The sequence below is a fragment of the Acinetobacter lanii genome (genome assembly GCF_011578285.1).
Classification (GTDB): Bacteria; Pseudomonadota; Gammaproteobacteria; order Pseudomonadales; family Moraxellaceae; genus Acinetobacter; species Acinetobacter lanii.
The window spans coordinates 2,502,457-2,529,434 of record NZ_CP049916.1 but is presented as its reverse complement, the minus strand read 5'-3'; the positions used below and the strand labels follow the sequence as shown (position 1 = coordinate 2,529,434).

The 26,978-nt window shown below is 41.0% G+C and carries 22 protein-coding genes; 12 read left to right on the top strand and 10 right to left on the bottom strand.

Going from position 1 to position 26,978, the window contains the following annotated elements:
- Positions 1-5: 5 nt before the first annotated feature.
- Entirely contained in the window at positions 6-995 is a 990-nt protein-coding gene (locus G8D99_RS11425) for an NAD(P)H-quinone oxidoreductase (RefSeq protein WP_166325974.1), read from the top strand.
- 131 nt (positions 996-1,126) lie between these two features.
- On the opposite strand, the gene G8D99_RS11420 is transcribed toward G8D99_RS11425, so the two are convergent.
- On the bottom strand, positions 1,127-2,326 hold the full coding sequence (locus tag G8D99_RS11420) for a GGDEF domain-containing protein (RefSeq protein WP_166325971.1): 1,200 nt from the start codon (positions 2,324-2,326) through the stop codon (positions 1,127-1,129).
- A gap of 345 nt (positions 2,327-2,671) precedes the next feature.
- Here G8D99_RS11420 and G8D99_RS11415 point away from each other — a divergent pair, with 345 nt between their 5' ends.
- The 5 genes from G8D99_RS11415 to G8D99_RS11395 all read left to right on the top strand — a co-directional run bounded on the left by G8D99_RS11415 (position 2,672) and on the right by G8D99_RS11395 (position 8,178).
- Positions 2,672-3,838 (top strand): molecular chaperone DnaJ, encoded by a 1,167-nt coding sequence (locus G8D99_RS11415; RefSeq protein ID WP_166325968.1) that lies wholly within the window; start codon positions 2,672-2,674, stop codon positions 3,836-3,838.
- A gap of 118 nt (positions 3,839-3,956) precedes the next feature.
- Positions 3,957-4,907, top strand: a complete 951-nt coding sequence (locus G8D99_RS11410; protein ID WP_166325965.1) for a hypothetical protein — start codon at positions 3,957-3,959, stop codon at positions 4,905-4,907.
- A 229-nt stretch (positions 4,908-5,136) separates the two neighbouring features.
- The gene (locus tag G8D99_RS11405) at positions 5,137-6,321 is read left to right on the top strand and encodes a molecular chaperone DnaJ (RefSeq protein ID WP_166325962.1); all 1,185 of its coding nucleotides are present in this window, start codon (positions 5,137-5,139) and stop codon (positions 6,319-6,321) included.
- Positions 6,322-6,379: 58 nt separating this feature from the next.
- A complete protein-coding gene (locus G8D99_RS11400; RefSeq protein WP_166325960.1) occupies positions 6,380-6,742 on the top strand; it encodes an endonuclease domain-containing protein in 363 nt (120 codons plus the stop codon).
- Between the two features lie 77 nt (positions 6,743-6,819).
- Positions 6,820-8,178, top strand: coding sequence for a DUF4062 domain-containing protein (locus tag G8D99_RS11395; RefSeq protein WP_227554318.1), 1,359 nt, complete (start codon positions 6,820-6,822; stop codon positions 8,176-8,178).
- A 47-nt stretch (positions 8,179-8,225) separates the two neighbouring features.
- Here G8D99_RS11395 and G8D99_RS11390 read toward each other — a convergent pair whose 3' ends face one another.
- On the bottom strand, positions 8,226-11,120 hold the full coding sequence (locus G8D99_RS11390; RefSeq protein ID WP_166325957.1) for a valine--tRNA ligase: 2,895 nt from the start codon (positions 11,118-11,120) through the stop codon (positions 8,226-8,228).
- Positions 11,121-11,382: 262 nt separating this feature from the next.
- Here G8D99_RS11390 and G8D99_RS11385 point away from each other — a divergent pair, with 262 nt between their 5' ends.
- Complete coding sequence (locus G8D99_RS11385) at positions 11,383-12,054, top strand: hypothetical protein (protein WP_166325954.1); 672 nt, start codon at positions 11,383-11,385, stop codon at positions 12,052-12,054.
- 29 nt (positions 12,055-12,083) lie between these two features.
- Positions 12,084-12,890: an SDR family NAD(P)-dependent oxidoreductase gene (locus tag G8D99_RS11380; protein ID WP_166325951.1), complete on the top strand. Its 807-nt coding sequence runs from the start codon at positions 12,084-12,086 to the stop codon at positions 12,888-12,890.
- Positions 12,891-12,951: 61 nt separating this feature from the next.
- Here the strand turns inward: G8D99_RS11380 and G8D99_RS11375 are convergent, their stop codons facing one another.
- From G8D99_RS11375 to sdsA, 8 genes are all read right to left on the bottom strand, one after another.
- Entirely contained in the window at positions 12,952-13,386 is a 435-nt protein-coding gene (locus tag G8D99_RS11375; RefSeq protein WP_166325948.1) for a YbjQ family protein, read from the bottom strand.
- A 9-nt stretch (positions 13,387-13,395) separates the two neighbouring features.
- Positions 13,396-13,770 (bottom strand): YbjQ family protein, encoded by a 375-nt coding sequence (locus tag G8D99_RS11370; RefSeq protein WP_166325945.1) that lies wholly within the window; start codon positions 13,768-13,770, stop codon positions 13,396-13,398.
- 105 nt (positions 13,771-13,875) lie between these two features.
- Positions 13,876-15,408: an AdeC/AdeK/OprM family multidrug efflux complex outer membrane factor gene (gene adeC / locus G8D99_RS11365; protein WP_166327738.1), complete on the bottom strand. Its 1,533-nt coding sequence runs from the start codon at positions 15,406-15,408 to the stop codon at positions 13,876-13,878.
- Positions 15,408-18,584, bottom strand: coding sequence for an efflux RND transporter permease subunit (locus G8D99_RS11360; protein WP_166325942.1), 3,177 nt, complete (start codon positions 18,582-18,584; stop codon positions 15,408-15,410). The genes adeC and G8D99_RS11360 overlap by 1 nt, the downstream gene beginning before the upstream one ends.
- Positions 18,585-18,596: 12 nt before the next feature.
- Positions 18,597-19,880, bottom strand: coding sequence for an efflux RND transporter periplasmic adaptor subunit (locus G8D99_RS11355; protein WP_166325939.1), 1,284 nt, complete (start codon positions 19,878-19,880; stop codon positions 18,597-18,599).
- Positions 19,880-20,518, bottom strand: a complete 639-nt coding sequence (locus G8D99_RS11350) for a phosphatase PAP2 family protein (protein ID WP_166325936.1) — start codon at positions 20,516-20,518, stop codon at positions 19,880-19,882. The genes G8D99_RS11355 and G8D99_RS11350 overlap by 1 nt, the downstream gene beginning before the upstream one ends.
- A gap of 163 nt (positions 20,519-20,681) precedes the next feature.
- A complete protein-coding gene (locus tag G8D99_RS11345) occupies positions 20,682-22,736 on the bottom strand; it encodes a site-specific recombinase (protein WP_196782887.1) in 2,055 nt (684 codons plus the stop codon).
- Positions 22,737-22,767: 31 nt separating this feature from the next.
- On the bottom strand, positions 22,768-23,745 hold the full coding sequence (gene sdsA / locus G8D99_RS11340; protein WP_166325930.1) for an All-trans-nonaprenyl-diphosphate synthase: 978 nt from the start codon (positions 23,743-23,745) through the stop codon (positions 22,768-22,770).
- A 420-nt stretch (positions 23,746-24,165) separates the two neighbouring features.
- On the opposite strand from sdsA, the gene rplU reads away from it, so the two are divergent.
- The 4 genes from rplU (at position 24,166) to G8D99_RS11320 (ending at position 26,902) form a co-directional block, all read left to right on the top strand.
- Positions 24,166-24,477: a 50S ribosomal protein L21 gene (gene rplU, locus G8D99_RS11335; protein WP_166325927.1), complete on the top strand. Its 312-nt coding sequence runs from the start codon at positions 24,166-24,168 to the stop codon at positions 24,475-24,477.
- 18 nt (positions 24,478-24,495) lie between these two features.
- Positions 24,496-24,753 (top strand): 50S ribosomal protein L27, encoded by a 258-nt coding sequence (gene rpmA / locus G8D99_RS11330; protein ID WP_166325924.1) that lies wholly within the window; start codon positions 24,496-24,498, stop codon positions 24,751-24,753.
- 272 nt (positions 24,754-25,025) lie between these two features.
- Complete coding sequence (gene lolA / locus G8D99_RS11325) at positions 25,026-25,721, top strand: outer membrane lipoprotein chaperone LolA (protein WP_166325919.1); 696 nt, start codon at positions 25,026-25,028, stop codon at positions 25,719-25,721.
- A gap of 371 nt (positions 25,722-26,092) precedes the next feature.
- Positions 26,093-26,902 (top strand): RsiV family protein, encoded by an 810-nt coding sequence (locus G8D99_RS11320; RefSeq protein ID WP_166325916.1) that lies wholly within the window; start codon positions 26,093-26,095, stop codon positions 26,900-26,902.
- The last annotated feature ends 76 nt before the right edge of the window (positions 26,903-26,978 follow it).

Below are 26,978 nucleotides of genomic sequence, written 5' to 3'. Positions count from 1 at the left end.
AGCATATGTCGAACACAATGCAACAGGTGATCATCACTGAACCGGGGGGTATTGAGAAATTGGCCTATGAAAATGTGGCCATTCCAGAACCTGCTGCCAATGAAGTATTGGTCAAGGTCTATGCTTTCGGGATTAATCGTCCTGACATTTTGCAGCGTCAAGGGTTGTATCCAATGCCGAAAGGTGTGACGCCTGTGCCGGGTTTGGAAGTGGCAGGTGAAGTTGTTGCCATTGGCAGTGAAGTCACTGAGTTTAAGGTCGGTGATCAAGTCTGTGGACTCACCAATGGCGGTGGCTATGCTGAGTATTGCGTGGTGCCTGAAACTCAAACTTTAGAGATTCCTCAAGGGGTGAGCTTTGTTCAAGCCGCAGCCATTCCTGAAACCTTTTATACGGTTTGGGCAAATGTGTTTCAAATGGGTCAAGCTAAAGCAGGTGAAACGGTATTGATTCATGGCGGTACCAGTGGCATTGGCACCACAGCGATTAAGTTGTGTAATGCACTAGGCATGAAAACTTTCGCAACAGTCGGTTCAGATGAAAAAGTCCAAGCGATTTCAGACATCACTACTGCGATTAATTATAAAACCCAAGACTTTGAGCAAGTCATTAATGAAGCGACCGACAATGCCGGTGTTGATGTGATTTTAGATATCGTCGGTGCGCCGTATTTGGCTCAAAACCTGAATTTACTGCGCCGTGATGGGCGTTTGGTCTATATCGCATTCTTAGGCGGTGCCAAAGCCAAAGAGGTGAAACTCGGTCAAATTATGATGAAGCGTTTGACCATTACCGGTTCAACCATGCGTGCCCGTAATACCTCTGAAAAAGCCGAGATTACGCAAGGTTTAAAACAGCATGTGCTGCCACTTTGGGAAAAAGGGGAGTGCTTACCGATGATTTATAAAACCTTTAAGTTTGATCAGATCCAAGATGCACATGCAGCGATGGATACCGGTGAGCATGTCGGTAAAATTGTGGTTGAAGTGATTTAAGTTTGAGCGAAACGGTCGAGTCCATTTATTTTAGACTGGTATGATCGCTCAAGTATATTGAGGCTTAAATTTTAAAAATCAGGTGAGTGATAAGTTCACCTGATTTTTTTATTGTCGATTGATGATCAAATTTATCGAGTCGAGTTAAGCATAGAGGGGGTGGAAAGCACAAATCCATTGCCATCTTGCTGTTTGGCTGAAAAAAGCGCGGCTTTGGCACCGGCCATTAAACTTTGCCAAGGGCTATCTGCAGCAGGAATACAACAATGCACACCGATACTCACGGTAATGCTGATTGGACTATTATTAATGAGGGTAAAGGGCTGACTGCGGACGGTATCGCATAGACGCTGTGCCAAAACTTCAGCCCCTTGAATGGTGGTATTGGGCAAAAGCAGAACAAATTGCGCTGCACAGTAGCGGACTGCCAGATCAGTCGCACGACACTGCTGTTCTAAGGTCTTTGCCACATGTTGAATCACTTGGTCACCTGCCAAGTGTCCATGCTCACGATTCAACTGATCAAAATGGTCGATGTCGATGATCATCAGGGTTAAGGGTACAGTCTCGCTAGAAGCTTGAATGGTGGCATGTTGTAAACCCTGAATCAGTGCGCTTCGAGTGGGCAGTTGAGTCAAGTAATCTAACTTGGCTTGACCCTGTTGTAGTGCCCCAGTACGGTCACGCAACATCAGCATAAAGCCAAAGGAAACCAACAGTAATTTCAGTACTAAGACGAGACAGACTAACCACAGTACCAAAATTAAATTCGATGTGCTGAGACTACTGATTTCTATACTGGTTTGGCGTGTGGAAAGTAGAGGAACTAGTCCAGCCAATTGAATCAACATGCCTAATGTGACATAGCGCCAACCAGAACCTGGCGTCCGTGAACGCATTTGCAGCAAAATACGTATGCAATATAAAGTTTGTATAAACACCACAGTACTTTGCCATTGGCTAAATTTGCCGACATGCTCGGTTAAAAATAATCCTGCACAGCCACAAATACTCAGCAAAGGCAGGACCACAGTCATCAGATCGCGTTTGAAATGATGATTATGGCGAAACACTTGTAAGGCAACAGTAAACAGTCCGACAGCTAAGCTCATAAAAAGCTTTGAAGCAACCAACCAACTTAAGCCACTGAGGACTTGATACAGGCTATAACTGCCATAAGCCAGTGCATAACTGAGTGTGCTGAGTAAGGCTAAACCAAGACCTTGACGCCAGTAGGGTTGACCTAGCATCCACATCAGCCATGAAACGATAAATGCAGTCATAGCGGACATACTGAATGCGGTCAGAAAATCTGGTATGAAGTGTTTCATGCGCTATCCCGATGCAGTGATTCACTGGCTTTATTGTTATAACGGTTTATTCAATATTCAACAGTGGATGAATAGGCTGTATTGAATCCCGAGCCTTGTTTTTATAATGTTTTGATAGAGTCGTGTATATATTTTGTACTGTACACTGAGTTGATTTTATTTTAAAGCTGAATCGCTAAAATCCGATCAAAATCTTTGGGTTAATCTTTAACTGAGTGCACTAAAAAAACATTAAAAAACATTAAAAAACTTAGTGCACTTAAATTGACGGTCTACACGGTTCTTTCGACTAGGCTTAAGCATCAATGTTATGATGCGTGGGCTTATCTTGCTGTTCACTTCGCTATGTCCTACCTAATTCAAAAGACCCCTCAAGCCCATGTTGATGGATCACCTCAGCAACTTAAACTGAATCGATTGATTGAACAGATTGAGCAAAAAAAGTGTGATCTTTTGGCGTGGGAAAATGCAAAAAATGAGCTGCATCAGCATGCACGAAAGACACTCATTCCGACCTATTATCAGTTGCATCAAGTCTTGTTTCAGCAACTAGAACAACTGTGGATGCATCTGGGTCAAGGCCATTTTTCTAAAGCAGATATCGCTCAACTAGATGCGAAATTGATGTTGCTCTCAGCTGAACTGAAAGACGCTCAAGCCTTGTCAGATGCTGATTTAAACAGGGTGAAAGAGGTGTATCAGTTCTATCAACAGCATATACAGCATCAGCAAAAAGCCAAAAGAGAAGTGGGTAATCAGCGAGATGTGGATCAACAGGAGTCTGATTCAACGACGTCATCTCTGCATTCCAATGAATTTGACCCAGCTCTAACGGATGCTGATCTTAATGAATCAGCGTACTCGAATGAACGTGAATACGATTGGGAACATATCGAGTGGAATGCTTTTGAGAAAAATACCGAGCAACATCAACAAGCGCGTGAACAAGCTAAACTTAAGAAACAGCAAGAAAAACGCGAGCAAGCTGAAAAGTTAGTCAATCAATCCTTAAAAACAGTGTATTTAAAAATTGCAGCTTCGATTCATCCTGACCGAGAGCAGAATGAGGCGAAAAAAATTGAAAAAACCGCCGTATTGCAACAAGCCAATGAAGCCTATGAACAGCAGGATTTGTTTTCTTTGCTCAAGTTGCAGATTCAAATTGAGTCAAATGCATCAAGTGGAGAATCATCGTTATCTCACACTAAAAAAGGCTTAAGCAATGAACAAGTAAAGTTTTATCAGTTGGCTTTAGAGGCACAAGGTCAACGACTAGACGACCAAATCAATCAAATTATTGAGTCATTAATATGGGTGAAACCGGTAAAAGCAGACAAGCCTAAAAAATTCAAAAATAAACCCTCTGCACAGCTTCAAGTGGTCGATATTTATAAGCAAATTGATACAGATACTGCGCATATGAAACAGCAAGTCAAAGCTGAAAAGGAGCGGTTGAAGTATATGCAACGTCTGAGTGGGCTTGAGATGTTACTGGAGCATCAAGCCTTGTAATTTTTTATTTAAAGTTTGAATAACTACATCAAACTACGTTATTTTCAACATTACATCGACTCAGGCTTAAAGTGTAGTTTGAGTTATTTTTATACATATAAAAAGAGAAAAAGAAGAAATGAGTTTTTTCATCATCTGCGCTTTTATTGCGATTGCACTATTATTCACAGCTTATAAATTATTTGGTTCGGATTCTACTCAAAGTACTATTGTTGAACCTCATCAGGAGGATCTAGAACCCAAGAGTCAGGCTGGTTTTGTCAAAGTGGATATGACAGATGCGACAACCATCTCCATAGCACTGGTACAGGATAGTTTTATTCGTTTTAAAAACCAAAATCGTGTAAAGGGTATTGAAATCGTACAGGAACCCAAAAATAATCGATATTGTTATTATTCCTGTCATCTGGGAGAGGATGATCAGCAAAATGACAGGAAAATTCAGCTGAATTTAGCACTCAATGATAAAACATTGAATTTTGAGCATGCTTATAATCTTTGGCTGAAACAAACCAATGACAGTATTGAAGGGATTGAGTTTGAGCTTATGTGGTCAGAAGCAAACAGTTCAATGGAACAAGCTTTCCAAGATTACAAACGCTTTATGCAGGACTTACTTGATTTGGGATGTCAAAACTATTTTGATCTAGACGATATTCGTTATAAAAAAGAAGACTACAGCAAAATGTTAGCATCTGGTAATCATACTAATCTTGCTCCTGATCTCATTCAATTCGATGAGTTTAAAGCGGTATTAGAATCGGAAGACTTTTTGTCTCTAGACAGTTATTTTTATTTAGGCGATTTTGAAATTTCTATTTCTTACAACTCTGATTATTCAGCCACATTTGAGATACGCTATTTAGCCTCAATATACAGTGCTTTGAGTTCCTTTGGTGCAGATGATTTAGATTTGGATGAATTATCAATCCATGAAAAACAGATAAAACTCGAAAACTACAGAGAAGAGTGTTTACAGTTTCGTAGGGAGGAGGAAGAAGAGATCAAGCAAGCCGGTTTTGAAATTGATGAAAATTATCAAGATCCTGTGATTCAATTTAAGATTTAGCTTGAATCAAACAATAAATTAAATCACTACAGTTCCGTAAAGGGGGGTAAACATCAGTTAAAAGCGGAAAAGCAACGACTCATGTACATGGGGAAAGAGAGTGGGTTTGAGATGTTGTTAGAGCATTAGATTTTTTTAAAGATACAATATTTCTTGAATTAAGCTAACAGTCTGCACAATATTCATTATGTTAAAATATTGTAGAACATGGGATTAGCGATGACATTGAATGAGCAATTTAGATTTAAGCCTCTATCAAACGAGTGAAAAATTATCTGCACAACAAAAAAAGTTTAATCGTTTGCTTGAAAAAATTGAGCAATTAGAAACTATGTTGGAGGAGTGGCAACAAGCGCAAAAGAAGGTCCAACAGAATGCAAATGATGAGTTATTCCCCTTATATTGTCAGTGGCATCAAGTTTTGTTCAATCAATTAGAAACTCTATGGCAATATAAAAATACGCATAAAATCGCTAGAACATATTTAGAACATTTAGATGAAAAAATTTCAATTTTAGCAAGTCAGCTCCTTGATAACCCTAATTTATCTACAGAGCAACATGAGTTGGTAGTGAACGTCGCGCAATCTTATGAACTTATAGAAGAAAGTTCGCATATTGAAGGTGAGAACGTGCATAACTTTGATCATTTACATCAAGCAGATGATGCTGATGGGATGATGCAAAACCAGGTCATGAAGGAAATTTTAGCGGAGCAATTTGGGGTGCCGGTGGATTGGCTTGATTTCGATTTGGATATCGATAATCTTGATGATTTTATGCAAAAAGTAAAAGATAAATTAGATCGAGAAGAAGCGGATTTTATAAAAAATCAACTGAATGATAAGGAGCGTGATGAATATCAAAAGTTTGCTGAAAAAGAAAAAAAGAAGATTTTGAAGAAGCAAGCACAACTAGAAGAAGCTAAAAAAATGGCAGAGTTGTCATTAAAAAAGATCTATTTAAAAATCGCTGCATTAATCCATCCTGATCGTGAGCAAGATGAACAAAAGCGCATTGAAAAAACCGAATTATTACAGAAAGCCAATGCTGCATTAGAAGAAAAAGATTTACTTGCGCTTTTAAAATTACGGATCTTTACAGCTCAAGGTGATCAGGAACAGGCAACTAAAATCGCCAATGAGCATTTGAAATCTTATAATTTATTGTTAGAAGAGAAAGTAGAGAAATTACAATTTGAGATAGATGATATTGTTTATTCATTTGATTGGATAGGCTCTGGTTTTTACAAACAGCGTTTTAAGCCTGTTGATTTGACTAAAAAATATCAGCGCGATTTGGCAGAAATTCGAGAAAAACTGTTAAATGATGAAAAGCGTTTAAATGATTATAAGGATTTTGATTCCTTAAAAATCTTACTTAAAAGCAAAGCATTTAGTTGGTCATTTGAGTAATTTTTATTATTGATTCTGAATATGAGCAGCATCTTTGCAGGGGGATATTGAAATCACAGTGAATATAGACCCTCAATTACTCGCTTTCGCCAAATCCATGCGCCACAACGCCACCGATGCCGAAGCTCTTATGTGGCAAGTCCTACGTGCTAAGCGTTTTATGGGACTTAAATTCCGTCGTCAGCATGTGATTAAACCTTATATTGTAGATTTTTACTGTCATGAAATTGGTTTGGTGATTGAATTAGATGGTAGTCAGCATGGAATGGATGATGTGATTGAATACGATGCTGAACGTACCAAGTTTTTAGAGGCTTTGGGTTTAACGGTTGTGCGTTATTGGAATAATGATGTGTTGGGGCGGACGGATATGGTGTTGGAGGATTTATGGGAAGTATGTGGTGGATTGAAAGTAAATTAATAATGGAAAATTCCCTCTCCCTATGGGAGAGGGCTGGGGTAAGGGTTTATAAAAAAATGATTATGATTTAATCTTAGATGATTGAAGATAAAAGAAATATTAAGATGAGTTCAGCAAAAAAATATCAAGTATTCATTAGTTCTACATATACAGATTTGCTCGATGAGCGTCAGGCAGCAGTTGAAGCTATCTTACAAGCTGGGCATATCCCTGCAGGTATGGAATTATTCACAAGTTCAAATCAAAGTCAGTGGGACATAATTAAAAGATGGATTGATGAATCTGATATTTATATGTTGATACTAGGTGGACGTTACGGTTCTATTGAAGCAAAGAGTGGAAAAAGTTACACGCATTTGGAATATGAATATGCACTTTCTGTTAAAAAACCTTTATTTGTAATAGTTATCAAAGATGAAGCATTAAATCAAAAAACAGTAGCGCAGGTTGAAAATCAAAATCCTGAAAAACTGAAGAAATTTAAGAAGAAAGTCTTAAGTTCAATGTGTGAATTCTTCATTGATATAAAGGATATTCAATTAGCTGTTCACAAATGCCTCGGTAAAATTATTCAAGATAATGAATTGATTGGTTGGGTACGTGGCAATCAACAAAATGAAGGCTTAGCTTCTGAATTAGTTCGGTTGAATGAAGAAAATCGAAAACTTAGACAAGAAAATGAAGAATTTAAACGTAATCAGCAAATAAGGTTGCCCAAGTTAAAACTTACTATCAATGATAGTGACTTACTGAAGATAGAATATAGATCTATAAAGAATAAAATTAGATCAAAATTTGAGCCAATTAAATGGAGTGATTTAGGAAAATTACAGTCAGTTATCGATGAGAAAGAAATAATTTCTTATAACAATGCAATAATGAACTTGAATGAGGATGTCATCAATAAGTATCTCGAGCTTTATGATCATTACTATAATTTAATAAATGATTATGAAAATCTTACTATTACTTTAAGTAATGTAGGAGAACTTAAGGCAAAGAATGTCAGAATAACTATTAAGGTTCCTGACTTTATTTATATATCGGATAAGGATAATTCGGATTTAAAAGAGCTTCAAGAAACTATATCATCTAAAATTTCTGAAATTGAGGAACAGTTACCTCAGAACCCTATTGTGGAATATCAAGAAAAGCTAAAATCTCAAAATCCATTTAATCATTATTCTTCTGGATTAAATCCTTTTATAAATACGCCTTTAATAAAAGGGCTAACATTAAATGGTGAATATGATGATTTGGCTGATCTAAGGACTTTAATAATCAAGAAAGCTGATTTTTTACACCTAACAGAGTCTATTTATGATGATTATTTTTTAATTCCTAGAACTAAAGGTGAGGGAGTAATAACAGTAAAGTTACATTGTGAAGAATATCTCAAGCAAGACATCATCGAAATACCAATTATTGTTGAATAAAAAAATCCCCTCTTTAAGAGGGGATTTTTTTGAATCAAACTACAGCATTACAGCGCCGCAATTTGCTCCATATTTGCTTTAATCGTCGCTAACTGGTCCGCAAACTCAGCAAGTTTTGCTTTTTCGCCTTCAACCACAGCAGCAGGTGCTTTAGCCACAAAACCTTCATTTGCAAGTTTAGTTGCAATTTGGTCATGTTGCTTTTGAACCTTATCGAAGTCTTTTTGTAGACGACCCAATTCCGCTTTAGGGTCAATCAAGCCCTTCATTGGAACGAATACAGAGGCATGACCAACTACAGAAGAAGAAGACAACGGTGGTTGCTCACCATTTGCCAAGAAGGTAATGCTTTCCACTTTCGCCAAAGCTTTAAACAACGGCTCAATACGAGAGATTTGCGCAGTTTCAGCTTCAGTGGTGTTCTGTAAAAGTACAGGCAATAAACGCGCATTGCCTAGACCCATTTCACCACGGATGTTACGTACCGCACCAATCAAACCTTGAAGCCATTGCATATCTGCTTCAGCTTGATCATTGATTAATGACTCATCCGCAACAGGGTAAGCCGCAGTCATGATGGTTTCGCCACCCAAGCCAATCATTGGCGCAAGGGTTTGCCAAATTTCTTCAGTCAAGTAAGGCATGATTGGATGTGCAAGACGTAAAGACGCTTCCATCACCGCAAGTAACACACGACGAACTTCCGCTTTACGTTCTTCAGAGACATTTTCGTCATTGAGAACAGGTTTGGTCAGTTCAACATACCAGTCACAGTATTCATTCCAAATGAACTCGTAAATCGCTTGTGCAGCCAAGTCCAAACGGTAAGTGGCAAAAGCTTGATGAACCGCTTGCTCCGCTTTTTGTAAACGACTCACGATCCATTGTTCAGGCAATTCCCAAAGATCAGGACGCGCAGTTTGACCTACAGTTTGACCTTCAACATTCATGAGAACGAAACGAGTACCGTTCCAAATCTTGTTGCAGAAGTTACGGTAGCCTTCAACACGCTTCATATCGAACTTAATGTCACGACCGGTGTTTGCAAGTGCACAGAACGTGAAGCGTACTGCATCTGTACCGTAAGACTGGATGCCTTCAGGGAATTCTTTACGGGTTGATTTTTCAATCTTCGCCGCTTGTTTAGGATTCATCAGACCCGTAGTACGTTTTTTTACAAGCGTTTCTAAATCTACACCATCAATAATGTCTAAAGGATCCAGCACGTTACCTTTAGATTTAGACATTTTTTGACCTTCGCCATCACGTACCAAACCATGTACATACACAGTTTTAAACGGTACTTGTGGTGTGCCATCTTCATTTTTCATGAAGTGCATCGTAAGCATGATCATACGTGCAACCCAGAAGAAGATGATGTCAAAACCTGTTACCAATACATCTGTTGGGTGGAAGGTGTTAAGGAAGTAGTTGGCTTTGTCTTTTGCTTCGTCACCTGTCCAACCGAGTGTTGAGAATGTCCAAAGACCTGAAGAGAACCATGTATCTAACACGTCTTCGTCTTGATTCAACTCAACGTCTGCTGCAATACCGTTTTCAGCACGTACTTCCGCTTCATTACGACCGACATAAACGTTACCGTCTTTGTCGTACCAAGCAGGAATACGATGACCCCACCACAATTGACGAGAGATACACCAGTCTTGAATGTTGTTCATCCACGCCATGTACATATTGCTGTATTGTTCAGGGACAAATTTAATGTCGCCATCTTTTACCGCTTTGATCGCAGGCTCAGCAAGTGGCGCAATCTTCACATACCATTGGTCGGTCAATAATGGCTCAACGATCACACCTGAACGGTCACCACGAGGTGGCTTCAAGGTATACGGTTGAATTTGGTCTAACCAGCCTTCAGCTTCCGCTTGTTCTACCAATTTTTTACGTGCAGCAAAACGTTCTAAACCAATGTATTCACTAGGCGCAGGAATGGTTTTAGAAATTTGCTCGCCCGCTTTCTCAATGTATTCAAACTCAGCCAAGATTTCGGCATTTTTGTTGAAAATATTGATGATTGGCAATTCGCAACGTTTACCCACTTCATAGTCATTGAAGTCATGCGCAGGGGTGATTTTTACACAGCCTGTACCAAATTCTTTGTCAACGTACTCATCTTTGACAATCGCAACAGTACGACCTGTAATCGGCAAGATAATATTTTTGCCTACAAGGTGTGCATAACGTTCATCATCCAATGCAACCGCAACAGCAGTATCACCGAGCAATGTTTCAGGACGAGTGGTTGCCACCACGATGTAATCTTTGCCATCATGGGTACGAAGTGATTTGTCTTCAAAGAAATATTTGAAGTGCCACAGTGAACCTGCTTCTTCTTTATCAGACTCAACTTCTAAGTCAGAAAGGGCAGTTTGTAGTTTTGGATCCCAGTTTACCAAGCGTTTACCGCGGTAAATCAGACCTTCTTTATGTAGGCGAACGAAGACTTCTTTCACCGCATTTGAAAGACCATCATCCATGGTAAAGCGTTCACGTGACCAGTCCACAGAAGAGCCAAGACGACGAATTTGACGGGTAATGTTACCGCCAGATTGTTCTTTCCATTCCCACACTTTTTCGATGAACTTTTCACGACCTAAATCATGACGGCTGACACCTTGCGCACCCAATTGACGCTCTACCACCATTTGGGTGGCAATACCCGCATGGTCAGTTCCCGGTTGCCATAAGGTGTTCTTACCAGACATACGGTTGAAGCGTGTCAATGCGTCCATAATGGCATTGTTAAAGCCATGACCCATATGTAGGTTACCAGTGACGTTTGGAGGGGGAATCATGATACAAAATGATTCACCTTTTTCAGATGGCTTGAAATAGCCTTTTTCTTCCCAAGTTTGGTACCATTTTTTCTCGATCTCGGTTGGATCGTAGGTCGTAGCAATGTTTTGCGCTGAATCAGTCATAATAAGAACAGACCAAAAGGATATAAAAAATTGCACCTATTGTAGCAAAAAAAAATGCCATATAGGGATGTAAAGCAAATGCATTATGCTTTGAAATAAAAGACAATCGAGAAGATTTAGAATTTTTTGAATGGGATGTCATACGCCATTCATGATTTTTCAGCACACTGCCAAGCGATCATTCGCAGCAGTTGTATAACAAAACGGATAACAACAGAACAAACGAGCTTGGATCAGCTCACATAATAAAGGCGATTCTCCAATGACCTATACTGTCTCTTTAAAATTAAAACCTGAAACCTATCAACAGTTTCAGACCATTCACAGCAAATTAAACAACGCTGAGCGTGAACCGCAAGCCAAGCTTTTAGGTGACAATTTTGCCACGATTGCCTGTGAAATTATCGATCAAGCGTTTGGACAATTGGTCGATCAATCCTCCTCAGGCGACAAAGACTCGCAGAAAGCTTTAAAACAAGTGAAGGATGCGATCATTAAATACATGCCGTGGTCAGTGTCTTTCTTTGGCAATGATCGATTATTACCCATGGTGAATCATGTCAATACATTGATGTATAAGCAAAATGATCAGGGCTATATTTCTTATCAGGTCGATAAAGTGTTGGTCAACGAATTGCTCGGCTGTGCAGAGAAAATGCGAGAAGGGCAAAGCCAATATGTGGTGCCGGGTCTAAAAGCTTTTACCAAAGTGGTCGATCAAGGCGTGACTAGTTTGGTACGTGAGCCGAAGAAAATGCTCAAGTTTAATGTGGTGGTGAATAAAACCCTCGATGGTGTGATCGCATTGACCACGCAAATTGGTTATAAGCGTTTTGAAAAACTCAGTACTTTATATGATGCGCAAACCATTACCCGATACTTTGATCATTTCCTTGTATTCCTAGACAATGATGCTAAAAATAAGGCAAGTTAATCATTCAAAATAAAACAAGGACATACAACATGGCGAAAACTGAAAGCTTAAATGGGAAAGTGGTGTGGATTACCGGAACTTCTTCAGGTTTAGGTAAAGCCTTAGCCACAGAGTGCGCCAACCGAGGTGCGCAGATTGTGTTAATGGCACGTCGTTTTGAGGAGCTTGAAAAAGTCCGTTTAAGTCTGAAAAACCCTGAACAACATCTGTCAGTTGTTGCCGATATCACCGACGAAGCTCAAGTACGCCATGCCTATGAACAAGTGTTACACGCCAAAGGGCGAATTGACTGGTTGATCAATAATGCAGGTTTGAGTTTACGTGCGCTCATTCATGAAACCAGTATGGACACTGAACGTGCCATTATAGAAGTGGACTATTTTTCACAGGTGTTTCTGACCAAAACGGTTTTACCGACGTTCTTAAAACAGAAAGCAGGACGTATTGCGTTTATCTCCAGTGTGGCTGGTTTATTGGGGACACAGTATCGTGCGTCTTATTCAGCAGCGAAAGGGGCGATTCATCTTTGGGCAAATAGCCTAAGAGCAGAAGTGGCTGATCAAGGGGTCAATGTCTCAGTGATTTTCCCCGGGTTTGTCAAAACCAATGTCTCTTTCAATGCTTTAAATGGCGAGGGTAAACCACGAGGCATACAAGACGAAGCGATTGAAAATGGTTTGGATGCAGATGAATTTGCCAAAATCACGGTAGATGCACTTTTAAAAGGGGATGAATATATCGTGGTTGGCGGTGCAAAAGAAAAACTGGGTGTTTTGGTGTCACGTATTTCACCGAAGATTTTGTATAAGATGATTCGTAAAACCAAAGTGAAATGATATAAGCGCTATTCCTCTCCACGTTGGAGAGGATAATAGAGAGAATAATGGTGAGGGCAATCTATTGCTGCACTGCTGTCCCATATGCAAACACTTCAACCATTCCCCCTTGCATACCCAATTCTGTGGTTGACAGACGCAGTCCCATAATATGTTTTGCGCCGACTTTCTCTGCTTCTAATTTCAAACGAACCAATGCTTCACGGCGTGCGCGATCGACCACAGCTTCATAAGTGGTAAGACGACCACCAAAGAAATTTTGAATAGACGCAATCACGTATTTAAAATAGTCATGTGAAATGACCACATTACTACTGATCAACTGACCTGCATATGCACTGGTTTTGAACCGACTATTGTCTACGGTGATGTAAGCCAAGCGCTGTTCTTTTTCATCTAATTCCTTGAGATGTTTGCGTTCAATATGCCGACCAAATCCCCATCCAATACAGAATAAGATGACAAAAATCCCAATTTTAAAAAATAAGGCATCCATGATTGAGCCTTAACCCATTGTCAAATTAGGGAATGGGTCTGGAATCGTAGCGTGACTTGTTGCTTGAAGCGGCTCAACCACGACAGCAGTGCCATAAACAAACAGTTCAGACGCACCTTGTGCAATATTGGAGGTTGAAAAACGAATCCCCACGATCGCATTGGCACCCATGCTTTGCGCTTTTTGAATCATCCGATCCATGGCTTCTTTTCGAGATTCTTCTAAGAGTTCGGTATAGCCGGTCAATTCACCACCGACAATATTTTTCAGTCCTGCCATCAGGTCACGTCCCACATGTTTACTGCGTACGGTGCTGCCATAGACCACATCAATTTGACGAAGAATGCGATGTGCTGGAACAGTTTCTAAATTACTGAGGATCATCTTAATTTTCTAATCTCTAAGTTTTAATTCAAGATAGAAAACATTAGAAAATTTAGCAATAAAAAAAGCCCACCGAAGTGAGCTTTTCTTTAATCCACCGACAGCTTATTTGCCATTGGTCGGTTGGCTGTTATGTTTTTCAAACCAACGTTCAAATACATTCGGCTTACGGTCAGGATGCTCTGCACGTTTTTCTTCAAATTTATCGGCACTTGAAGGTGCATACTCAATCACTTCTGTTGTATTGGCTTTTACACCACCACCCAAGGCTTTATACAGTTCAACCTGATTGTTGATTTCAGCTTGTTGTAACTGGTTTAAACCTTGTTCAGCAGCATAGGTCCAACGTTGTGAATCCAAGACCATACCAAAACCGTCAATCCCTGCGCGGAAGCGCGCAAGGTTAAGGGTGTAGGTTTTGTAGTTGGCTTCATACAAACGTTTGGTTGAACTGAGTCGATCAGCAATGTTTTTACGCACTGCTAGTGCATCGTTCACTTCACGGAATGCAGACTGAATCGATTTTTCATAATCGGCTAAGACCATTGCGCGTTCAGTTTCAGAAACCTTGATATTGGCACGGCGTGTACCCCAGTCAAAGATGGGCACATCCAGATTTAAACCATAGGTCCAAGCAGAGGCACTTGATTTAAATAAGTTGCTCAGGTCATTTGAAGACAGACCCAATTGACCGACCAAGTTAATGTTCGGGAACATACGTGCACGTGCAGCACCAATATTGGCACCGGCAGCACTTAACTGGTACTCAGCCGCTTTAATGTCAGGTCGATTCTGTAACAAATTACTTGGTAAGCCTGTATTAAAGATCTTAGCATTGGTAATTTTAGTCACTTTCTCGCGTGGCAATAACGCTTGATCTACAGGTGCACCCACCAATAAATCAATCAAGTTCTTGGCTTGCAATACTTGGGTTTGATAGTTGTAAACATCAGCGCGTGCTTGCTCAACCAAGATTTTGGCATTACTTAAAGCAACACCATTATCAATCCCGACGTCAAAACGTTTTTGGTTTAAACGCATAGATTCAAGCTGTGCTTTGAGGGTGTTATTGGCAATATCCAAAGCTGCATTGGCATACGAATAAGACACCCAAGCCTGAGCCACTTGACTGATTAAACTGATTTGAGTCGAGTCACGAGCACTTGCTGAGGCTAAATACAAATCAAGCGCATTGTCTTTCAAACTACGAATTCGACCCCAGAAATCAATCTCGTAATTGGTTAAACCCAAGCCGACATTATAGTTGGTGTTTGAACTACTGTTAGGACCACCTAGGTCTTGTTGTAGTACACCAGCACTTGCACCAATGGTCGGTAACAAACCATTGGCCGTAATACGATATTGCGCTTGCGCTTTATCAATATTTAAAGCGGCTTTACGCAAATCACGGTTATTGGCCAAGGCTTGGTCAATCACTTGAATTAAACGAGCATCAGAAAAATATTCTTTATAACCCTGTTCAGCAATCGATGGGCCAGAATTATTGAGGAGATAATTCCCAGGAATATTGGATTCAACAACTGGCTCTGGCCCACGCATGCTTTGGCAAGCTGCCAAAGCAAGCGCAAGTGCAGATACCGCAATGCTACGACCTGTAATAGACCATACTTTTTGCATCACGAAATGTGCTCCTGTTTATTTTGTTTCGGTTTACCTTTAAAGATGCTTCGAATCCAGACATAGAACACTGGAATAAAGAAGATCCCTAAAAGCGTCGAGCTAATTACACCACCGAGTACGCCATAGCCTACAGAATGTTGGCTACCCGCGCCGGCACCTGAAGAAAGTGCAAGCGGAAGCACACCAAGACCAAACGCAAGTGTGGTCATGATAATCGGTCGTAAACGCATTTTTGCAGCATGTAAGGTTGCTTCGAACAGTTCTTCGCCTTCGTCTTGGAGCTCTTTGGCGAATTCTACAATTAAAATTGCATTTTTCGCAGAGAGACCAATCACGGCAATTAAGGCAACCGTGAAGTAAATGTTGTTCGACAGGTTAGTGTCTTTGGTAATCAGCATTGCTGTATAGGTTAGCACAACCGCACCCACTACACCCAATGGAATTACCATGAGAACCGCCATTGGAATTGACCAGCTTTCATATAACGCAGCTAAGCATAAGAATACAATCAGAATAGACAATACCAATAAGAAAGGTGTTTGAGCACCAGAATCACGTTCTTCTAAAGATAAGCCAGTCCATTCATAGTCGAAACCTTGTAAACCTGCTTCAGGAAGCTTAGCAATAATTTCTTCCATGGCTTTCATAGCATCACCTGAACTCACACCCGGTGCTGGAGCACCCTGAATGTTCATTGAAGAAATACCATTATAACGCTCAAGACGTGGAGAACCATAGACCCATTCGCCCGTAGCAAACGTACTAAATGGAACCATGGTGCCTTGATTGTTACGGACATACCACTTGTCTAAATCTTCAGGCATCATACGTGCTTCAGCTTCAGCCTGAACATAGACACGTTTGACACGATTTCGGTCGACGAAGTAGTTAATGTACGAACTACCCCAAGCCAAGTTGAGTGTTGAATTGATCTCAGTTAAGCTGACACCCATTGCACCTGCTTTGGCTTGATCGACAATAATTTTGTACTGTGGCGTATCTTCTTGACCATTTGGACGTACGCCCGTTAAGCGTTCATCTTTTGCCGCCATACCCAAGACAATATTACGTGCATCTAATAACTGCTGATGACTTTGACCCGCAGAGGCTTTTAACTGTAAGTTAAAACCAGCGCTGACGCCAAGTTCCGGCATTGCAGGAAGCTGTAATGGCATGATGTAAGAGGCATCTTTGACGATCATGTTCAGTGCCATACCACGCTGTACCAATGCCCCAATTTTAGATTCAGGGGTGGTACGCTCTTCCCAGTCTTTGAGTTTCACGAAACCAATACCGGCATTTTGACCAATACCGGTAAACGAGAATCCGGCTACGCTAAACACCGACTCAACCGAATCTTTTTCTTTTTCCAAGAAGAAGTTGGTCATGCTGGTAATGGCTTTGTCTGTACGTTCTAAGCTGGCATTCGGTGGTAGCTGAACTAAGGTCATGACAATACCTTGGTCTTCATCTGGTAAGAATGAAGTTGGCATTTTCATGAAGCCCAGCACCATCACCACAATCACACCCAAGTAAACCAAACCTGAAATGATTTTGCTGTGGGTTAAACGATTGACACCGCCTTGATATTTTTCTGCAATTTTATCAAATGTAGCATTAAACCAACGGAAGAAACGCGCAAAAATACCATTGCTTTGTTTCTTGTTCGGATCGTGTTGTTTCAAAATGGTCGCACAAAGTGCAGGTGTGAACGTCAACGCAACGATCAATGACAGAATCATAGCGGTAACAAGTGTCACCGAGAACTGACGGTAAATTACCCCGGTCGTTCCGCTCATGAAAGCCAAAGGAACGAATACTGCGGTCAATACTGACGTAATACCGACCAATGCGCCCGAAATCTGTTGCATCGACTTTTCTGTCGCTTCTACAGGACTCAGGTGCTCTTCAGTCATCACACGTTCGACGTTCTCGACCACCACAATGGCATCATCGACCAGAAGACCAATCGCCAGTACCATCGCAAACATGGTTAAGGTGTTAATCGTGAAACCGAACACATTAATCACTGCAAATGTTCCGAGTACCACGACTGGAACCGCAAGCGTCGGAATAATGGTGGCACGCCAGTTCTGTAAGAACAGGAACATCACGAAGAATACAAGAATAATCGCTTCAAATAGCGTATGCACAACACTTTCAATCGACAACTTAATGAATGGTGTCGTGTCATAAGCCACTTGGTCTTTCATACCCGCAGGGTAGTTTTTGCGCAGTTGTGCTAAGCGCTCTTCAACCGCTGCTGCGGTATCTAAGGCATTGGCACCCGTTGCTAATTTAATCGCCATACCACCGGCAGGCTTACCATTAAACTTAGAATCAAATTGATAGGTTTCTGCACCCAACTCAACACGAGCGACGTCCTTCAATAGAACTTGCGCACCGGTCGTAGTATTTTTAATGAAAATATTTTCAAACTGTTCAGGTGTTTCCAACATGCTTTGTGCATTGACGGTCGCATTCAGCACTTGACCTTTTACAGAAGGTGCACCACCCAATTGACCTACAGCAACCTGAGAGTTCTGGGCACGAATTGCCGTTGCAATATCGCTTGGCGTCACTTGTAGGTTGGCCATTTTGGATGGATCCATCCAAATACGCATTGCATATGAACCACCAAAGACCTGAACTTCACCGACACCATTGACACGGCTAATCGGTTCAGAAATATTGGAGTTGACATAGTCTTTAATGTCATCTGCAGTCAGATTGTCATTGGTCGAATAAAACGCCACAACCTGTAAGAAGCTTGAACCTGATTTGGTGACCTTAATCCCTTGACGTTGCACATCATCAGGCAAAAGGGCAGTTGCAGATTGCAATTTGTTTTGAACTTGAACTTGAGCGATATCGGGATCGACACCTTGTTCAAAGTTGACTTCAATCGATGCTTGACCGTTTGCAGCACTGTTTGAGGCAATATAACGTAAACCATCCAAACCATTCATCTGCTGTTCAATAACCTGAGTCACTGTGTTTTCAACAGTTTCAGCAGATGCACCCGGATAAGTTGCTGAAATCGAAACTTTCGGCGGAGCAATGGTTGGATATTGCGAAATTGGCATTTGGCTGAGGGTAATAATCCCCGCCAGCATAATCACCAACGCAATTACCCATGCAAAGATGGGGCGATGAATAAAAAATTGAGCCATTCAGTCTACTCCTTATGTTGTCGAAGTAGCTTGCTGTTCAGTTTTCTGAGCATTCGGCTGTTTTGCAGGTTCTGCAGGTTTTGCAGCAGTATCCGCCTTCGGTGCAGCTTGTGCATTTGAAGGGGTTTGACCCGCAGGTGGTGCTTGATAAGGTTTTGCTGTCACTTGCTGTTCAGGTTTAATTTTCGCGACACCATCAACAATAATTTTATCGCCTGTGGTTAAACCTTTGGTGACAATCCAATTCGGACCTTGTGTACCCGCAGTGTCAATATTGCGTACTTCAACCAAACCTTTGGCATTGACAAGCATTGCAGTGGCTTGACCTGTCGGGGTACGCGTAACAGCTGCTTGTGGAACCAAGTATGCATTTGGAATTACACCTTCCACAATTTGCGCATTGGCAAACATACCCGGAAGTAACAAATGATTTGGATTCGAGAACACCGCACGTAAAGTCACTGTACCTGTATCTGGATTTACACTGGCATCCGAGAAGGCAAGATTGCCTTCGATGTTGTAGAAACTTCCATCTTCAAGTTTTAGACGAACTTTGGTGTTATTACTCCGGTCAATCGTGCCTTTACTGAGTTCTTGACGAAGACGAATCATTTCAGCACTCGACTGATTGATGTCGACATAAATTGGATCAAGACGACGAATCGTGACCAACGGTTCAGCTTGGCTCGCTGTCACTAACGCACCAGCAGTAAAGGTTGAACGGCTTGATTGACCTGAAATAGGAGAACGTACCGTTGAGTAACCCAGATTAATCTGAGCATTACGAACAGCAGCTTCTGCAGCCGCCAGTTCAGCTTTCGCCAAATTCACCTGACCGACTAAATCGTCGTATTCTTGTTTTGAAACCGCATTAATGCCCACCAATTGTTTGTAACGATTGGTTTTGATTTCTAAGGTATTCAAATTGGCTTTCGCACGGAGTACTTCCGCTTTTGAACTGTCTAAATTGGCACGATAGATACTTGAGTCAATTTCAAATAGGGGTTGACCCTCACGGACATAACTGCCTTCTGCAAATAAGCGTTTTAAAACAACACCATTGGCCTGTGGACGAACTTCAGACACTTCATAGGGTGAAGTACGACCAGTAAGTTCCACAATTTTTTCAACAGCTTGCGGTTGAGCAACGATGACACCAACTTCTGTCGGAGGCATTTGTTGAGCAGCAGCGGCTGGCTCAGCATCTTTTGGATCTTTGCTACAACCCACAAGTGCAATACTTGTTGCTAAAGCACAAGCAGTCAGGGCTGGAGCCCAAAGCTTTGCCGACATCATTATTCCACCTCGTTTAGATTTTTCTCTAAAAATAAATGTTTTTGACTTAATATTTTTGGCGCCAATAAAAACCACAAAAGGGCAACCCAAATCAAAGCAATACTCCAACCTGCCAGTACATCGGTCGGGAAATGCGCCCCCACATAAACGCGGGAGAGCCCCATACCGATGGACCATAAGCAGGCAAAACATAAGATTATTTTAGCTTGAGCGTGTTGATAATATAAAAACACAACTAAGCAAGATAATACGGCTGCGTAGAGACTGTGCCCACTTGGAAAGGAAGCGCCATAGGTCTCTACGATTTGATACATTGCATCAGGGCGAGCGCGGTTGAACAAAAACTTCAGCATCCAACCGATACACGACCCACCTATAAAACCAAAGCTTATAAATAGAATATGTGCATATCTTTTTGATTTATATAGATATAAACACCACAGTGCAGCTATGCACAGCGCGCCAGGTAAACCACCGATCTTAGACAGAAAAACCGCTATTTTTTGCAAAATAACGGAGTGATGCAGGTTCATCCAAGCGACTGCTGCAACATCTAATTGTTGTATCTCTTGGAATTCAATTCCAAGTGTACTGATGATTAATCCTAAACATGCTACAAAAATCAAAAAGTAAGGCATATGGTTGATGACCCAAACGATAAATTATGCACTATTTCTGATGATTTAATGCACCGAAGTGTACTCGTCAGTACACTTTTTTTCAAGTCAGTATAATTTGCTAATTTATAGTAATTTCATTTTGTAAAACACAGCAACTTTTGCACAAAAAATAACACAAATCCTAATGATTGCTTTTTGGTGGAATCGAATTATTGTCTTCAACCTGTAAAGCTTTTTCAGGTGGCCAAAAGAAATCGAGGGGGCGCGTGACAAAGTGAGTAAACACCAATTTTGCCAACGGCTTCCATTGTTCAAAGCGCACACGACGCGCACGTAATGCCACAATAATGGTCAAGCTGAAGCTGACAAATAAGTTGGTGAGACCAATCAGCAACACCCCTAAAAAAGAGACAATAATCAAGCCAATTTCAGGTGTGCCATTGATACACAACAAACCTTGCATAAAGTTTGCCGAAGCAAAGGCAATGTGACGGATATCTAAAGGTAAACCCAGAATAAAACCAATCGTGCCCATACTGCCGAGCATAATCCCGAAGATAAAATTCCCGGCCAAAGCGCCTAAATTTCGCTCAATATAGTTGGCAAAGCGTCCCAAACGTTCTTCACCGAGTAGGTTTTTAAGTTTGTAATGCGCTTTTAAACGGGGGCCCACCTTGCGATAGACGGCCATATTGTCAAAATACCCAGCGATCAAGCCTGAGAAAAACAAACACACCCCAGCAATCGCGGCATGTGGAATCGCAAGGGACGTAAATGGATCTAAGCTGTGCAACACATGTGTGGCTTTGCTATGGGTCAGTAGAGGTTCATCTACAGCAAATTGCCAAAACAGGGTAATGATACCTGCCACAGGGATGGCAATAGAAATATTGCCTAAAATGGCAATAAACTGAGTTCTTATAATATTGATAATCAGAGCAGCCAATTCAGCAATTTGCGCATTCTTTGAGCCTTTACGATGTTGCACCGTAGCTGCCAAGGCTGCCGCGGTCATCGCAGGTTGTTTGGTTGCTACAGTAAAATGCAATACATGAATCAGCATAAAACCGAAGGCATAGTTCATGCTATAGGCAAAGGCTTGCATCAAGGGTGCAAGCGTTAAACGTGCCATTAAAATTTTCAGCGTTGCCATGGTGGCAATAATAATGCCGGCACCTGCGGCAGACTTATACATGCTTAAAAAGCCGTGCTTGTCTGTACTTACATAATGCTCACCGGTTTTACTGGCATTTTCAGTCACTTGTAGTGCAATCAGTTCACTGTTGGTTTTCAGTAGTTCACGCACACTGTTTTCAACAAAATGCGCTGCAACAAAATCTTGCATCAGCTCAGACAAGGCTAAATATTGGGTTTTACCTTGTTCAGTCAGTACATTGAGGAGTAGTTCAATCCGATCTAGACATTGCTCAAGGAGCGACAGCAGGTAAGTCAAACTCAGACTCACGCCAATACGTTTGGTGGAACGTCGAATTTTTAACACCACATCACGGCATTGATCGATCATCACCAGCGCTTGATCGGCATCTAAGGCGTGTAATTCAGTGAAGTCCTCAGCTTCACGATGCTGTTTTTTATAGGCTTCAATAAATTCGACAATTTCACGGTTTTGCACCAAGAAAGGTGACTCATATTCAGTCAGCTCAGGCTGTGCATTAATAAACTCTGGATACAAACCAATACCACTGATGCGATAGGACAGCACCGTGATGGCTTTGATCATGTCGCGTTTTATGCCGACTTTGTCCTGCACATGGGTTTTAGGCTGATTGATAATTTGAAAAAACTGAATCCATTGTTCATCAGCGATGTTCTCCAACCAGTATTGATCACTGCGTTGATGGAACACACGTCGAACCAAATCTTTTAAATCAGTTTCATCGCTTAATAGGGGTAAAATATGCGCACCGAGACGCTGACCGAGCTGATTCCAAAAGCCATCTAAAGACAAAATCCCACTGTCGGCATATAGACTGACTTGTTTGTATCGATTGATCAGGCTAATCAAATAAGCATAAAAGGTATAAGAGGCATTGGGCGTGATCAGTAAGGCTTGAATCAGCGCTTGGAATTTTTTTTTGCTTTCGTCGGTATTATAGCTGTCTAGCGGACGGATGCGATTGACCAATTCAATCAGCACGTTTTCGTCAGGAACAGCTTGTGGAGATTCAAGCTGTTCGTGCATGTTTAGAAAAAGATCATTAAAATTTATATGCATAGGCAAAGTTAAAACGAATTATTATCAAGTTTTATTGGATTCGATTTAATGCCAATTGAGCCAGTTGAGTCAATGACTGACGGTAAATCGAATCAGGGAGATGTTGCAATGCTGCTAAAGAAGCCTGTGTTTCCTCAATCGCACGTTTACGACAGTAATCCAATGCACCAGACTGATGCACGATTTCAATCACACGCGCTAAATCATCGGTACCACCGGTCGTAATACTTTTACGAATCAATTGGTGATCTGCACCGGTGGTGTTTTGTAAAGCGGCAATTAAAGGTAGGGTTGGTTTACCTTCCATCAGGTCATCCCCGATATTTTTACCTAAGGTTTCAGCATCCGAGGTGTAATCTAAAATATCATCAATGATTTGGAAGGCATTACCAAAATGACCCGCATATTTGCGAAGTGGCACACGGTACTGATCCGTTCCCGCTAAAATCGCTGCACCTTCGGTAGCCAATTCAAATAGGCGCGAAGTTTTGCCATGAATAATATCTAAATAAGTCGCTTCATCGGTATCAGGTTGATGTTGCGCTTGAAGTTGTAGTACTTCACCTTCGGCAATCTCACAGGTCCCGGTAGAGAAGTCTTTGAGTAGCACCATGTCATTCAAATCAACCAGTAAGTCAAATGCACGAGAAATCAGAAAATCACCAACCAAAACAGCGGTTTGATTGTTCCATGTGGCATTGGCAGTAGGGCGACCACGGCGCAGACCAGATTCATCGACGACATCATCATGCACCAAGGTTGCGGTATGGAGCATTTCAATAATGGCCGCTAACTTTTGTGCATTGTCCAAATTGGTGAGACCACAGGCACGTGCTGCAAGTAAACACATCACAGGGCGCATACGCTTGCCACCTGCTTCGACCACATGCTTGCTCACTGCCATGACTAAAGCAACTTTAGAGCTAATGCCTTCGTTAATAAGCTTATCCATTGCTGCAAATTCGGTAGCAACTGGGGAAAGAATATCTTGCTTAAAATCGATGGTCATGGTGCTGGGAGTCCTCTAAAAATCCGCTTCAATCGAATGCTAGTGTAGCAACTAACGACTGGTTTTGTTGCTTGAGAAATGAGTTATCTTGACGAATATTAATGATTTGTTCTTTATCTGTCCAAAAAACGCTACAAAGATTTAAGTCTTGTCTGTTTGATTTTGCGTCAATAGTAGCTGAACATGTTTATATTTCAATCTAAAATTCACAAAAAAAGAATAAAAAACATCAGGCAAGCGTGCTGCGGAGTGCTTCATTTTTATCAAAAATAGACTGGCGTTAAGAATTAGATAAAATACCTTGTTGTTTATTTGATTATCACTTAAAATCGATGCCCTTGAATAACCCCCAGTGGCGTTCGTATTAAGATCGGTATATTCCTTTATCGGCACGACGACACGGGCATGTTGGAGTACAATATGTACGCAGTAATCCAAACCGGTGGTAAACAACACCGTGTTGTTGAGGGTGAAACCCTTAAAGTAGAATTGTTAAAAGCTGAAACTGGTTCAACAATTACGTTTGATGACGTATTGATGCTAGTAAACGGCGAAAGCATTCAAATTGGTGCTCCAGTTGTTGCTGGTGCTACAGTAACTGCTGAAGTAGTTAGCCACGGTCGTCACGACAAAATCCGTATTATCAAAATGCGTCGTCGTAAACATTACCGTAAACAACAAGGTCACCGTCAATGGTTTACCGAGTTGAAAATTACTGCTATTTCAGGCTAATTACGAGGATTATGACACATGGCTACTAAAAAAGCTGGTGGTTCGACACGTAACGGTCGTGACTCGAACCCTAAAATGTTAGGCGTTAAAATGTACGGTGGTCAAGCTGTGACTGCTGGTAACATCATCGTTCGTCAACGTGGTACTGAATTCCACGCTGGTGCTAACGTTGGTATGGGCCGTGACCACACTTTATTTGCTACCGCTGATGGCGTGATCAAATTTGAAGTGAAAGGTCAATTTGGCCGTCGTTATGTATCTGTTGAAACTGTATAAGTTTTAGCTGCATAGCACGAAAAACCCACATTTGATGTGGGTTTTTTTATGTCTGAAATTTGAATCGGACTTAATAAAGTCAACAGACCTTTTAAAACAAGTCATCCATGCTATAAAGTTGGCTGAATCTCCATCATGATGGATATTTTTGGCTGTATTTTCAAAATAACCATACAAATCTTCTTATTTTCTCAATTATTAGCGCCTTGATTTGGTTTAAGATAAATCATTCTTAAATATGCTGTGATGCAAACTGATAAAAAGGTGAATACATGAATATGCTTCGTAAAACCATGAGTGCAGTCGTAGTCAGTGCGACGCTACTTGCACCGATCATCAGTACGCCTGTTTGGGCAGCAACAGCTGCATCGGAGCAACAGGCAACAGCGAATTTGATTCAGCAGTTGAATGGTATTAAAAGTTTAAGTGCCAATTTTGAACAAACCACTAAAGCATCTTCAAGTGCAAAAGCACCACAGAAGAAAGGTTTAGGCGCGCAACATATGAATCAGACCTTTAAAGGGGTGATGAAAGTTGCACGTCCGGGTAAGTTCTATTGGGAGACCACTTCACCATCTAAACAGACCATTGCGACTACAGGTAAAATGGTGTGGATCTATGACCCTGACTTACAACAAGCGGTTCGTCAAAATCTAGATGAACAGGTGGCGAATACCCCTGCATTGTTATTGTCAGGCAATACAGCGCAGATCATGAAGTCGTATCGTGTGACGCAGCCAAACAATGGTAAAACCTATTACACCTTGTTCCCGAAACAAAAAGATTCAGCTTTCCAAAGCCTAACCATCAGTTTTGGTACCAATAAAGCACCAAGCCTGATGATTTTGGAAGACTCACTCGGTCAAACCACTTATGTACGTTTTAACAATGTGAAAGTGAATCCAAGCATTCCAGATTCAACCTTTAATTTTGCACCGCCTAAAGGTACAGATATTATCGATCAGTAATGCTTGCCAAAGGCAGTATTGCTAACATCTAAAAAACGGTCTGAGGACCGTTTTTTTTATTTGTCTTCATTGAAAGATGAGATGTGCGTTTGAGATTGGATTTCTTGCATAAATTAAACTTTAACCACAATTTAATTCATAATGAAAGTTCCCTCTCCTTTTAAAGGGGAGGGTTAGGGAGAGGATTTATATGAAAATTTTCCTCATCCAGACCTTCTCACAAAGTAAAAAGGAACCCTTCATTCTTTATTTTATTATTTCATTTTAAAGATTTTTCGACTTTTGTAAGAGATCTATTGCATACAAAATTAAATGCGGTTTTAAGACCGTGTTTTGTATACTCGATGAAGTTTTTTATTTGGACGTAGCGTATGTGGGTATTTAAACACGATAAGAAAATCATATTGTCTGGATTGGGGGTATTGGCATGTCTAGGGCTTTTAGGCTGTCAACCGAAACAACCACCTCAACATGATGAATCACAGGCTTCGACAGCCATAGCGCAACATGGTCAAGAGAAAACGGTAGAAAGCTATTGGATTGAGGCAAAAACTCGTCCAATGGAGACAGCGCAAAAGCGTGTCTGTGAAGAGGATGGATGTACAGATTATGCGTTTCAAACCATACAGACCAATCATCAGTGGATTGATCAATATTTTGAAGAGCGGATTAAAAAAGCCTATCCAGTCGCTTTCATGTCAAATCCTAAAAATAAGGCTGAACAAGAGGTTGCTGAAAATAAGTTGAGTCAAGCCTCTGCTCGAGTGCGTTATATGGGGCAAAATCAAGCCATCGCATCGTTTGAATTGAGTACACGTTCATATAATGCAGGTGCGGCACATGGCTCTTATCATAATGAATATGTAAATTTTGATTTAAAGAATAAAAAACGGATTAGTGTTGATCAATTGATTGCATCTGGTCAGCAAGATGCGCTGAAGAATGCCGTTTATAATGCCAATTTAATGTGGCTGTCAGAGCACAATATTGAGCGAGAAAAATTTCAGCTCAGTGACAATTTCTACTATAACGGCACCGGTTTAGTGTTTGTCTATCCGCTGTACGAATTGGCCTCGTATGCCGAAGGAATTACGGAATTGGCCGTACCATTTATACGGATTAAATCATTGATCAAACCGCAATATTTACCGCAACTCCCTGAATATTCCCCAGAGGAGTGATTTTGTCTTTTTTAAGCAAATTGCTTTAATAAGGCACAGCTGAAAGTCACTTTACTGTATTTTTAGACTTGAAACG